The organism is Paenarthrobacter sp. R1, from assembly GCF_030264015.1.
Lineage (GTDB): Bacteria > Actinomycetota > Actinomycetes > Actinomycetales > Micrococcaceae > Arthrobacter > Arthrobacter ureafaciens.
This window is the reverse complement of sequence record NZ_CP127115.1, coordinates 739235-751789: the sequence shown is the minus strand read 5'-3', so window position 1 is coordinate 751789 and position 12555 is coordinate 739235. Positions and strand designations below refer to the sequence as shown.

The window sequence follows — 12555 nt, the reverse complement described above, 5'->3', positions numbered from 1 at the left end:
GGTTTCAAGCTACCGGCCGGCACCGACACTATTGGGAGCGACACTCTGCAGCTACGCTGATCACATGCGGATGGAGTATGTAACTGCGGTGCTCGCCGTTGTTGACCTCATCCCGTCGGGCGCCGCGGTGTCCTATGGCGACGTTGCGGAGCTCCTTGGCTCCGGCGGACCGAGGCAGGTCGGCTCCGTGATGAGCCACTATGGCAGCGCTGTTCCTTGGTGGCGCGTCCTCCGTGCCAGCGGCGAAGCGCCGCCCGGGCATGAAGCCGAAGCATTGCGGCACTACCTCCAGGAAGAGACGCCGCTCCACGGTGCGTATGACGCTTTCCTGCGAACGGGGGAGGGGCGCTGGAGGGTGGACCTGGTGTCTGCCCGTTGGGCACCTTCGGACGAGGAATTTGACCAACTGGATGTGATCTCCGACCAGTTGGAGCGTCAGCTCCATATTTTGTCAGTGCCCGATGATGAAATGACTGTGTGACCGTAACTGCCGCCAAGAAACGCCAAGCCCCGGCCGCGCTGCGCCTGCTCCCTCCGAAGGAAACGCATTACGCGGCACCCGTGTTGTCGCCGGACCAGGAAGCAGTCGTGACCCTTGGGCAGGGCAGCGGCCCGGTTCTGATCCCTGGCGGGCCGGGCACGGGCAAGTCCACTGTCCTGGTTGAATCGGCCGTACGCCGCGTCACCGGGGGCGGAGTGGATCCGGAGAATATCCTTATCCTTGCTCCGGGCCGCCACGCCGCAGCTGCTTTGCGGGACACCTTCACAGGGCGGTTGGACAGGAGCTTGAGTACGACGCCGGCACGCACCTGGGCGTCGTACGCTTTCGATGTCATCCGGCGTGCCAAGGCAGAAGGCGTCCTGCCGCTGCCGCGGCCACCCAAACTGCTTTCCGGACCTGAGCAGGACCTCATCATCAAGGAACTGTTGGAGGGCCACACCGCGCCGGGCTTCGAGTTGCCGTGGCCTGAAGACCTGTCGGCGGCTCTGTCCACCCGGGGTTTCCGGCACGAGATCCGTCAATTGTTCGACCGTATTATCGAATCCGGACGCACGGCCGAGGACCTGGTGGCGCTGGCGTGGGAATGCGGGCGGCCGGACTGGATGGCTGCGGCCGAACTCTACCGTGAGTACAGGGACGTCCTGGACCTGCGTATGCCGGAGGCCTTCGATCCCGCCGGAATTCTTACCACGGCCCGCCAGATCTTCCAGGATTCGCCGGCCTTCCTGGCAGCCGAACGGGAACGGCTTCAATTGATCCTGGTTGATGATGCGCAGGAATCAAACCCGGCCATCTTTGAACTGTTGGCAGACATTGCCGAGGGCAAGGACGTCCTGGTCACATACTCGCCGGACACCGTAGTCCAGGGTTTCCGAGGCGCGCGCCCGGACTTGGTGGCGGACCTTCCATCCCTGCTGCGGGGCGGGCGGGAGGAAGATGTCCTCGTCCGCCCGTTGTCAGTCACGCATCGCCACGCCCCGCAGGTCGCCGAGGCGTGGACCAGGGTGGCGTCACGGATTTCGCAACGTGCGGGCGGACAGCTGGCCCGTGTTTTAGCGCAGCCGGAAGTACTAGCGCAGCCGGATGTTCCAGCGCAGCCGGAAACAGGCAAGCCGCGCAACGGCCATTCCGTCCCCGGCGTGCAGGGTACGGCTGAGGGCCACATACTGCCCTCTTCCGTCCACGAGATGCGCTACATAGCGCAGCGCATCCTCCTGGCGCAGCTACGGGAGGGCCGGGAACTCAGCGAGATCGCCGTCATCGTCCGCAACGGTGGCCAGATTTCCCAATTGGAGCGGTACCTGAGCGGCCAGGGAATTCCCGTCCGCGTTCCCGTTGCCGACTCCGCAGTCCGGGACGAGGTAGCAGTTCGGCCCCTGCTGGAGGCTTTCGCGGTCGTCCTCGATCCGGAGAAACTCACACCGGAAACCGCAGTCTCCCTCCTGACCTCGCGGATTGGTGGCGCATCGGCCATTGAACTGCGCAGGCTGCGGCAATCTCTGCGGCGCGAGGAGCTCCAGGGAGGCGGAGGCAGGTCCAGCGATGCCCTCCTGGTAGAAGCGCTCCTGCAGCCTGGTGCCCTTGCAACCCTGGGTATCGAGGGAAGCGCTGCACGGAGGCTTTCCCGAATGCTTGCGGCCGGCTCCGCAGCTGCGAATGAGCCCGGGGCCAATGCCGAGTCGGTCCTCTGGGCGCTGTGGAACGCCACCGGACTGGCGTCACGGTGGGCGGAAGCAGCCCTCGAAGGCGGCAATGCGGGTGCGCGGGCCGACCGCGACCTTGATGCGATGATGGCCCTGTTCCATACGGCCGAACGCTACGTGGACCAGCTGCCGGGCTCCGGGCCCGAGCAATTCCTGGAGTACCTGCTGAACCAGGAACTTCCCATGGACACCCTGGCGGCGCGGGCACAACTGGAAGAGTGCGTCGAACTGATGACGCCCGCCAGCGCGGCAGGCCGGGAGTGGCCCGTCGTCATAGTTGCCGGGCTCCAGGAAGGGGTCTGGCCCAACACCCGGCTTCGCGGTGAGTTGCTGGGAAGCACCCTGTTCGCCGATGCCGTAGAGCATGGCGTGGAATACGCGCTGGGGCGCGGACCACTGAGCCGCCTGAGGGACATCCGTTATGACGAGCTGCGTAGTTTTTCCACGGCGGTTTCGCGGGCCCGCGAGGTGCTGATCTGCACGGCGGTATCGTCCGAGGACGAACAGCCCTCCTCATTCCTGGACTATGCGGCACCTTTGCCGCAGGGGGAGTACCAGCGGGAGTACACCCCCGTGGACCGGCCCATGACGCTGCGTGCGTTGGTTGCCGAGCTCCGTCAGCATGCACAGTCCGGAGAGCCGGCAGCTCCGGGAGAACCCGATGTCGCGGCCGTTGCAGCGCGTGTGCTTGCCCGCCTCGCCATGGCCGAACCGCCCGTTCCAGGAGCCCACCCGGACTCCTGGTGGGGGTTGGCGCCCCTAAGTTCGGAGGCCGCCATCGTACCGCCCGGCGGAACGGTCAGCGTGTCGCCGTCCAAGGTGGAGACCGTTCACAAGTCGCCTCTTGATTGGTTTGTCCAGGCCGCCGGCGGAGAAGCAGCAACGGACTTTGCCCGAAGCCTGGGGACCCTGGTCCACGGCATTGCCCAGGAGTTGCCGGAGGCCTCGGGAGCCGAGTATGTTGCCGAACTCGTCAAGCGCTGGCCCACCTTGGGCATGAAGGACAACTGGGAAGGCAAGCTCGATTTCCAGCGTGCTGAACTGATGGTCCGCAAGCTGGCCCAGTACGTAGTGGAGATGCGCAGCGAAGGCCGAAGCCTGTTGGCAGTGGAACACGATTTCGAAGTCCGCCTCCCGGACCTCGAACACGGCGAGTCCGGAACCGACGACGGCGCCCGCCACGCAGTCCTGCGCGGACAGGTGGACCGCTTGGAAATTGATGCCGAAGGGAGATTGGTGATCGTGGACCTCAAAACCGGCAAGCGCCAGCCCGGCAAGGCGGACGTTGCCCGCCACCCGCAGCTCGGGGCTTACCAGGTCGCCGTCCTCGAAGGGGCATTTGAGGATGCCGGCGTGGTTGGACCGAATGTCGACGCCGGCTCCTCCACGGATGCTGCATCCGCCCGCGCCCCGGGGGGCGCCGCCCTCGCCCAGTTGGGAACCAAGACCAAAACGCCCGTCATTCAACAACAGGATGCGCTGGAGGAAGAGGACAATTGGGCTGGGCCCCTTGTCAACGAAGCCGCACGTTTGATGGCAGGAGCAACATTCGAAGCCCGGCACGATCCCGGCAAGAGCGGGTTCGGCGGACACGGCTGCCGCCTGCCCGATGTTTGCCCGTTGTGTGCCAGAGGAAAGCAGGTCACGGAATGACGATCGATCTTCTGGACGGGATGGGCACAACTGCTGCAACCGATCCCCGCTCCCATGAACCGCTCCCGGTCCGGTTTACGCCTTCTGAGCTTGCGGGCATCCTTGGCGAGAAGAACAGGCCAACTCCGGAACAAGCAAGCATCATTGAATCCCCGCTGACTCCCCGGCTGGTCATCGCCGGCGCGGGTTCCGGCAAGACCGCCACCATGGCGGACCGGGTGGTGTGGCTGGTCGCCAACGGCTGGGTGCGTCCTGAAGAGGTTCTGGGGGTTACGTTTACCCGCAAGGCTGCCGGTGAGTTGGCCAGCCGGATCCGGGCCAAGCTCGCTACGCTTCAACGCATTGCTGCCGAAGATGATGGCCGGCTTGGCTTTCCGGAGAGCCTGGCCAACGCCGACGACCTCGAGCCCAAGGTATCCACCTACCACTCGTATGCGAGCAGCATCGTGTCCGATTACGGATTGCGCCTGGGCATCGAACGGGACGTCGTCCTGCTGGGGAGCGCCCAGTCGTGGCAATTGGCCAGCCAGACCGTTGAGGCTTACGACGGTACCTTCGAGCATTTCACGGCCGCTAAGTCCACTCTTGTCAATGCCGTCATCCAGCTCGCGGGTGAATGTGCCGAGCATCTCCGGGAGCCGGACGCGGTGCGGGAATGGATCCTGGAAAAGGTCGGGGTCCTGACCCGGTTGCCTTACGTTGCCGGTTCCAAAAAGAATCCAACCCAAGGCGCCTTGGACATGGCAGCGATGCTGCGCACGCGGGCCAGCGTGGCTGATATGGTGGTCCGCTACCAGGAAGCCAAACGGCAAAGGGGCGTCCTGGACTTCGGGGACCTCGTAGCGCTGGCCGCGCGGATTGCCCGCGATATTCCGTTGGCAGCGGCCACTGAACGGGCACGGTACAAGGTGGTCCTCCTTGACGAGTTCCAGGACACCTCACACGCCCAATTGGTGCTCTTCTCCCGGCTTTTCGGGGACGGCCATGCCGTGACTGCCGTGGGCGATCCCAACCAGTCCATTTACGGGTTCCGGGGAGCTTCGGCCGGGCAGTTGTTCCATTTCGTGCACGAGTTCCCGGTCCGCCTCACAGCCCCGGCACGCGGAGAGCCTGGCTTGGCTCCGGCGCCCACCTCCTACCTCACTACTGCGTGGCGGAACGGCCGGAACATCCTCACGGCTGCCAACACCATTGCCGCACCGTTGAATCAGGAAGCCTCCAAAGACGGCCCGGCCGGTGACCGCACCAGATCCGGCGGAGTGCAGGTGCCGCCGTTGGTCCCCAGCCCGGCGGCGGTGGAGGGCGCTGTCGTCATGGGCCGTTTCCAGACGGACGAACAGGAGGCCGCAGCCCTGGCCAGGGATGTCCGCCGGTACCAGCGAACCATCTTTGAGGAGGAGAAAGACGGAACGCCGGTCAGGCCCACCATGGCCGTACTTTGCCGGCGTCGAGCCCAGATGGAGTGCCTGCGCCGGGAGTTCGAGGTCCAGGGCATCGATTACCAGATCGTGGGCCTCGGAGGCCTGCTTGATACGCCGGAGATCGTGGACCTGGTGGCTACGCTCCGCGTACTGGCCGATCCCGGACGCTCCGATGCATTGATGCGGTTGTTGGCGGGGGCACGCTGGCGGATCGGTCCGGCAGACCTCATGGCATTCAGTGACTGGTCACGCTACCTGGCGCGTCGCCGGTCAAGCCCCGGGGTGCAGACGGCCTTCCCTGATGACCATGAGGATCCGCAGGCCGTCGTGGTGGAAAGCGATCTCACGGACTCGGCCAGTCTCGTCGAGGCCCTGGACTACCTGCCTCAGGCCGGGTGGACCTCGGCGCAGGGAAGGACCATCAGCGGGGAGGCCCTGGGCCGCCTCGCAAAGCTGTCCGCGGAGTTGCGTGTGCTGCGCAGCTACATCGGTGACGACCTCACGACGCTTTTGGGTGAGGTGGAACGGGCCATGCTCCTGGACATCGAAGTAGCGGCCAAGCCGGGTGTCAGCATTCATCAGGCCCGGCGCAACCTGGACGCGTTCCAGGACGCCGCCGCAGGATTCCTGCAGACGTCGCAGCGGATCGATCTGCTGGCTTTCCTGTCGTGGTTGGAAGCCGCGGCCTCGGAGGAAGGCGGCTTGGATGCAGCTCCCGTAGAGGCGAACCGGGAAGCGATACAGCTGCTGACAGTCCATGCTTCCAAGGGCCTGGAGTGGGACGTGGTCTTCGTGCCGGGCCTGAATTCCGGGTCTTTCCCCAGCAACCGTGACTCGCGCTGGAGCAGTGGCTCGTCCGCCCTGCCGTGGCCGCTGCGGGGGGACCACGCGGACCTTCCACAGTGGGATCTTGACCAGCCTGACCAGAAGGGATGGCTCGACGCAGAGAAGGCCTTCAAAGCCGACGTTCAACACCATGGCGAGGCCGAGGAGCGGCGCCTCGCCTATGTTGCCTACACGCGGGCAAAGTTTGTGCTGTGGGTCTCAAGCGCCGCCTGGAACGGTTCCAGGGCGGGTATTGCAGAGATGTCGCCCTTCTTATCGGAATTGGCCCAACTCGCAGACCACGGCGCAGCGGGGATCCACCCGGAATCAGTGTCCGAGGAAGCACTGCCGCAGTCGAGTCCGCTGACAACCACAGTTGAGGTAGCGCTCTTTCCTTACGATCCCTTGGAAGGGCCGTCGGATCCCCGTAGTGGCAACCGCCTGCGGCTGGCCCCCGGTCGTCGTGCGGCAATGGACAGGGCAGCGGAACTGGTTCGCGGGTTCATCGGGGATCACGGGTCAGAGCCACCCTTGCCACAGGAAAACACGGCGGCGCACGGGCGGTTCCTGCGCTGGTCGGAAGAAGCTGCACTTCTGCTCGCGCGCCATGGCCGGCACTCTTCGGAGCAAGCCGTCCATCTGCCCAGCCATATCTCGGCCTCGCTGTTTGTCGACTTGGGAACCGATCCCGCGGCAGTTCTGGCACAGTTGCGCAGACCGGTGCCACGGGAACCGGGAATGTCCGCGCGGAAGGGAACTGCCTTCCACGCTTGGGTGGAAGAGTACTTCGGAACCACCGGAATGTTGGACCTCGACGAGGCCCCGGGAGCGGACGCCCACATCGACGACGCCTACGGGCTCAAGGAAATGGCTGAGGCGTTCAAACAGTCTGAGTGGGCACACAGGGCACCTGCCTTCGTGGAAGTACCCGTGGAGACGAAGATCGGGGACGTCGTGGTCCGCGGCAGGATCGATGCCGTCTTCCGCGACGCAGACGGCCGCTGGCATTTGATTGACTGGAAAACGGGTCGGCGCCCCTCAGGAAAGCAATTGGAGGCACGGGCGGTCCAGTTGGCTGTTTACCGCCTGGCCTGGGCGAGGCTCCAGCAGGTTCCGCTGGAGGATGTCAGCGCTGCCTTTTATTACGTCGCTGAGGACGCCGTTGTGCGTCCGCATGACCTCGGAACGGCTGAAGAGCTTGAAGGCATCATCGCCAAGGCCCTGCTCCACAACGGTGGCGGGAGAGGGCAATAATCGTGGCGGTGGGGCTCAGGCCCTGTCCGCTGCGTGCACCGGCGCCAGCTTGACGACGTTGATGGCCGTAGTGGAGGTGTCTTCCTTCTCCGAGGTCCCGGTGGCAGGCCCTGCTGCGACAACGGGGATTGTCCCCGTGGCATCGGGGTCCTGTTCGGACTCGACGTCCCCGGCACCGGATGAAGCGGCCTCTGCTTCGGCGTCAGGGATGGCCGCCACACTCACGGCGGGAAGCGCCGGTCCCTGCAGCTGAGCGGCCCCTGCACCTGTCCCGGCGTCCGCCGGAGCAGCGGCGTCCACGCGCTCGTCCGTGGTGCCTTCCTCGGCGCGGGCTGCTTCATCCTTCCGTGCTTGCTCTTCGATGTCATCGGCGAGCGACCGCAGCATGGATTCGGCTTCCGCCGTCATGTCCTGGTGCCCGACGGCCATCGCCTTGACCAAGTACTGCGCTAGCGCGAATTCGGCCAGGAGAGCTGCCCGCCGAAGCAGGTGGGGATCAGGATTCTCGCGGCGGACCTGCGTGTACCGGGCCAGAACCGCATCAATGAACGATGCCTCATTGGAAGCAACCAACCAGGCGAAGTCGTCGGCGGGGTCGCCGATGCGGAGGTCGGTCCACCCGGTGACAGCAGTGACGGCGTCGTGCTGCACCATGAGGTTGTCTTCGTGGAGATCGCCGTGCACCACCGAGGTATTGAACCGCCACAGTGCCACGTCTTCGAGCGCATGTTCCCAACGCCGCAGGAGGACGGCCGGAATCTTTCCCGTCGTCGCCGCCTGGTCCAGTTCGTTGAGTTTGCGTTGCCGGAACTCATTGGCCGAATAGCTGGGGAGGTCGGCATTGGTGACCAGCGCCAAGGGAAGATCGTGGATCGCCGCAAGTGCCGAACCGATCTCGCGTGCCAGGTCCGGACTGCCTTCGGAGAGTTCCTCGATGGAGAGGGTGGAACCCTGCAAATGGGCATAAACGAAGGTCGTGAGGTCGCCTTGGCGGACCGTCCCTGCCACGGTAGGCACATGGAACGGCAGCTCGGCCCGGATGGCAGGCGCGAAAGCGCGCAGGATCATGAACTCCGTCTCGAGCCGTGTGCTGGCCTCCGGGTGGCGCGGACACCTGACGCGCCAGCGCTTGCCCTCGCCATCCATCAGCAACACGGAGTCGAAGTCGGCGTCGTCAGGGGAGGGGGCTGTGGCCGTCGGCGCCAGCCCGGGCACCGCCGCGGTTGCAATGGCGGCCAATTCAAGCGGTGTTCTTCTCACGTCTTCAACGGTAGATTGAGTCGCGCCCATGGCCATGATGCACTGCGGCGAGTCTCCAGATCTTCCGGAAATCAAGGACGAATCGGGGCCGTACGGGGCCTCCGTCCGTCGGGCGTCCACATCGGGATGCTTGAAATGTTATTTGTCGGTGCGAGTCAGTACGGTAGATACATGAGCTATACGGAGTCTCCAGCCCTGGCCAACCACCTTATGGACACTGTTCTTCCGGTCCGCCCTGCCCTGGTGGATCGCGGCTCCGCAGCACGGCTCAAGCCGGGAATGGTGGAGGAGCTTATTGCCTCGGGGACGGCCAAGGCCATAGTGATTTCACAACGCCAAGCCTTGGTAAACGGCCAAGGCTTGTGGTTCGGCGATGCCCTCACTCTGTGGCAGGGGTTGAACCAGTCCGGGCCGGGGAACGTCCTCCCGATCTACCTGGGCACCACCTTGGGCCCGTCGTCGGTTCCGGAAGGCACCCCCGTTGTCCTCTTCTCCGTGCGTGAACAGTTGACCCTCGGTTCACTGGCTCCGGCGGATACGCAGTGGGCAGGTTTCCGGGATGTCGCGGGGCGGCTGGATGCAAGCGACACCGCGCTTTTTGTTGAGGCCAGTGCCATCAGCAACTGGCATGCCACGCATACGCATTGTCCGCAGTGCGGCACACCTACCGACGTTGAGGCCGGCGGTTGGGTCAGGCGTTGCCCCGCCGATAACTCGGAACACTACCCGCGCACGGATCCGGCGATCATTGTCACGGTGGTCGGGCCTGATGGCCGCTTGCTCCTGGGCGGTGGCGGTCCGGCGGATGCAAAGAACTATTCAACCTTGGCCGGTTTCGTTGAACCGGGTGAGTCGTTGGAACAGGCAGTCGTCCGGGAGATCGGCGAAGAGGTTGGCGTCCGGGTCACCGCCTGCCAGTACCTGGGTTCGCAGTCATGGCCGTTTCCGGCGTCCTTGATGCTGGGGTTCACTGCCACCACGGACGACGCCGTTGCCCGGCCCGACGGCGTTGAGGTTACCCGCGCCCGGTGGTTCAGTCGCGAAGAACTGCAGGATGCCGTGCTGCGTGGCGAGATCACCATTTCCACGCGGCTGTCCATTGCCCGTTCCCTGATAGAGCACTGGTACGGCGGAGTGATCGAAGACCTCCAACCGTGATCGAAGGAATGACGCCGGCCGACGGGACACTTGAGGCCAGAATCCTTGGCGGCCTGGACGAGGAACAACGCGAGGTAGCCAGCACCCTGACGGGGCCGATCTGTGTCCTGGCCGGTGCCGGCACCGGCAAGACCCGTGCCATTACGCACCGCATCGCGTATGGGGTGCATTCGGGCGTGTACTCACCACAGCGGCTGCTGGCTGTCACCTTCACCGCCCGCGCTGCTGCTGAAATGCGCAGCAGGCTCAGGGACCTTGGCGTACCCAACGTGCAGGCACGCACGTTCCACGCTGCGGCGCTGCGGCAGCTTCAGTTCTTCTGGCCACAAGCCATCGGGGGCACGCTGCCCAGCCTCCTCGACCACAAGGCGAACATGATTGCGGAGGCCTCCCGCCGCCTTCGCCTGACCACCGACCGCGCATCCATCAGGGACCTCGCCGCGGAAATCGAATGGGCGAAGGTCTCCATGCTGACGCCAGCCAATTACCTGGAAAACGCGCAGGGCCGCGGTACTCCTGGCGGCTTGGACCTCACGGCCGTCTCGCGCGTGTTCCAGGCCTATGAGGACATCAAAACGGACCGGAACGTCATTGACTTCGAGGACGTCCTGCTGATTACCGTTGGGATCCTGCAGGAAGATCCCAAGGTGGCCGCTACGGTGCGGGAGCAATACCGCCACTTCGTGGTGGATGAGTACCAGGACGTCTCACCGCTGCAACAACGGCTTCTGGATCTCTGGCTCGGCGAACGCGACGAACTGTGCGTGGTGGGCGATGCCAGCCAGACCATCTACTCCTTCACCGGTGCTTCCCCCCAACACCTCCTGGGTTTCAAGGCGCGGTACCCCAAAGCCACGGTGGTCAAGCTCATCCGCGACTACCGGTCAACGCCCCAAGTGGTCAAGCTGGCCAATGACCTCCTTGGCTCGCGCCGGAGCGGCGGCCCTGCGGCCGATGCAGCCTGGGCGCCGCCGCTCAAACTTGTTGCCCAGCGGCCTGTAGGACCCGATCCCCGGTTCGTGGAGTGCCCTGACGACGAGGCAGAAGCAGCAGTCGTGGCAGGGAAGATCCAGGAGCTGCTCAACGCCGGAGTCAAGGCCAGCGAGATCGCTATCCTGTTCCGGACCAACGGCCAATCCGAAGCCTATGAACAAGCGTTGGCCTCGGCAGGAATCGGCTATCAACTCCGCGGCGGAGAGCGGTTCTTTGCACGCAAGGAAGTCCGTGACGCCATCCTCCAGTTGAGGGCGGCTACCCGGGCAGTGGCGGAGGGCCCGCAGGAGACCCTCGGCCAAGTTGTGCGGGACATCATCGCTTCCCTGGGTTATACGGAGAATGCCCCGCACAGCGGCGGGGCGTTGCGCGAACGGTGGGAGTCCTTGGCGGCGCTGGTGGCATTGGCGGATGAGCTTTCCGCCACCAGGGGAGAGAGCTTCACCCTCGCTGAGTTTGTCAATGAGCTCCAGGAACGTTCCGTGGCCCAACACGCTCCCACGGTGCAGGGCGTTACCCTTGCCTCCCTGCATGCCGCGAAAGGCCTGGAATGGGATGCCGTTTTCCTGGTAGGGCTTAGTGAAGGCCTCATGCCCATTTCTTTTGCCGATTCACCCGAGGACGTGGACGAGGAACGCCGGCTGCTGTATGTCGGGATCACCCGGGCCCGCGAACACCTCAACCTGTCCTGGTCCACTGCCCGGACGCCCGGCGGCAGGGCAAACCGCAAGCCGTCGCGGTTCCTTGACGGCCTTCGTCCTGACTCGGTGGCAACCGCCAACGCCCGGAGCAGCGCCGGTAAGCCGCGGCGAAAAGCGGCTGCCCCGGCGTCGTGCAGGGTTTGCGGCAGCATGCTTGCAACCGGGGCGGAACGGAAGGTCGGACGCTGCAACCAGTGCCCGCCGTCGTACGAGGAACAGACCTTCGAAGCATTGCGCCAGTGGCGCCGCGAGGAGGCACAATCAGCCGATGTGCCTGCATACGTCGTCTTCACCGACGCCACCTTGACAGCTATCGCCGAGGCCCGGCCCGGGTCCTTGGAGCAGTTGGCCGGGCTGGCAGGCGTGGGGCCATCAAAGCTGGAGCGGTATGGGGAAGCAGTACTGCAGGTTATTGAACAGAGTTCCGGACACTGATGGCTGACGACATCCCGCTGCGCACAGAGGAAGGCGCCCCGGTGCTCGTGAGGCGCTCCGCACGTCGGCGAAGGACCGTAGCGGCGTTCTGGGAAGACGGCAATGCAGTGGTGGCCATTCCCGCCTCCTTCAGCAAAGCCCAGGAACGTGAGTGGGTGCGCCGCATGCTGGCCAAGTTGAAGACGCAGGGGGAGCGCCGTGCGGGCGGCTCGGGTAAACGCCGTCCGGCCACCGATGAGGCGCTTGCCCAGCAGGCGGACTATCTATCCCGGACCTACCTGGACGGCAGGGCAGTCCCGACGTCGGTCCGCTGGGTTACCAACCAGAACTCCCGGTGGGGATCGGCGACGCCGGCCGATGGAACCATCCGCCTTTCCCACAAGTTGCAGCCCATGCCCCAGTGGGTCATCGATTACGTCCTTCTTCACGAGCTGGCGCACCTCCTGGTGGCCGGGCACACGGCGGATTTCTGGCGTCTCCTGGAGGCCTATCCGCAAACCCAGCAAGCCAAGGGTTTTCTCGAAGGAGTCGCCTTTGCCACCTCGCGTGGCTTGAACCCGGAGTGATCTAAAGAGCCCCGACGCCGGACAAACAAAAAGCAGTGGCCGCCTACGCAGGGCGGCCACTGCCGTAGCTGTTGGCTCAGGGGT

7 protein-coding genes are annotated in these 12555 nt (G+C 64.8%); 6 read left to right on the top strand and 1 reads right to left on the bottom strand.

Annotation, left to right across the window (positions count from 1 at the left end; genetic code table 11):
• Positions 1-64: 64 nt before the first annotated feature.
• The 3 genes from QN084_RS03590 to QN084_RS03580 are packed head-to-tail and all read left to right on the top strand — an operon-like array spanning position 65 to position 7358.
• The gene (locus QN084_RS03590) at positions 65-481 is read left to right on the top strand and encodes an MGMT family protein (protein WP_031216334.1); all 417 of its coding nucleotides are present in this window, start codon (positions 65-67) and stop codon (positions 479-481) included.
• The gene (locus QN084_RS03585) at positions 478-3858 is read left to right on the top strand and encodes an ATP-dependent helicase (protein WP_021471823.1); all 3381 of its coding nucleotides are present in this window, start codon (positions 478-480) and stop codon (positions 3856-3858) included. Before QN084_RS03590 ends, QN084_RS03585 begins: the two co-directional genes overlap by 4 nt.
• A complete protein-coding gene (locus tag QN084_RS03580) occupies positions 3855-7358 on the top strand; it encodes an ATP-dependent helicase (RefSeq protein ID WP_021471824.1) in 3504 nt (1167 codons plus the stop codon). The genes QN084_RS03585 and QN084_RS03580 overlap by 4 nt, the downstream gene beginning before the upstream one ends.
• 15 nt (positions 7359-7373) lie before the next feature.
• Here the strand turns inward: QN084_RS03580 and QN084_RS03575 are convergent, their stop codons facing one another.
• Entirely contained in the window at positions 7374-8618 is a 1245-nt protein-coding gene (locus QN084_RS03575) for a macrolide 2'-phosphotransferase (RefSeq protein ID WP_259362634.1), read from the bottom strand.
• A gap of 171 nt (positions 8619-8789) precedes the next feature.
• Here QN084_RS03575 and nudC point away from each other — a divergent pair, with 171 nt between their 5' ends.
• Genes nudC through QN084_RS03560 form a run of 3 tightly spaced genes read left to right on the top strand, consistent with a single transcriptional unit; the run spans position 8790 to position 12471 of the window.
• Positions 8790-9776 carry an NAD(+) diphosphatase gene (nudC, locus tag QN084_RS03570; protein WP_031216337.1) on the top strand — a complete coding sequence of 329 codons (987 nt, stop codon included), beginning with the start codon at positions 8790-8792 and terminating at the stop codon, positions 9774-9776.
• Between the two features lie 8 nt (positions 9777-9784).
• Positions 9785-11905, top strand: coding sequence for an ATP-dependent DNA helicase UvrD2 (locus tag QN084_RS03565; protein WP_069695243.1), 2121 nt, complete (start codon positions 9785-9787; stop codon positions 11903-11905).
• On the top strand, positions 11905-12471 hold the full coding sequence (locus QN084_RS03560; RefSeq protein ID WP_021471828.1) for a M48 metallopeptidase family protein: 567 nt from the start codon (positions 11905-11907) through the stop codon (positions 12469-12471). The genes QN084_RS03565 and QN084_RS03560 overlap by 1 nt, the downstream gene beginning before the upstream one ends.
• Positions 12472-12555 lie beyond the last annotated feature (84 nt).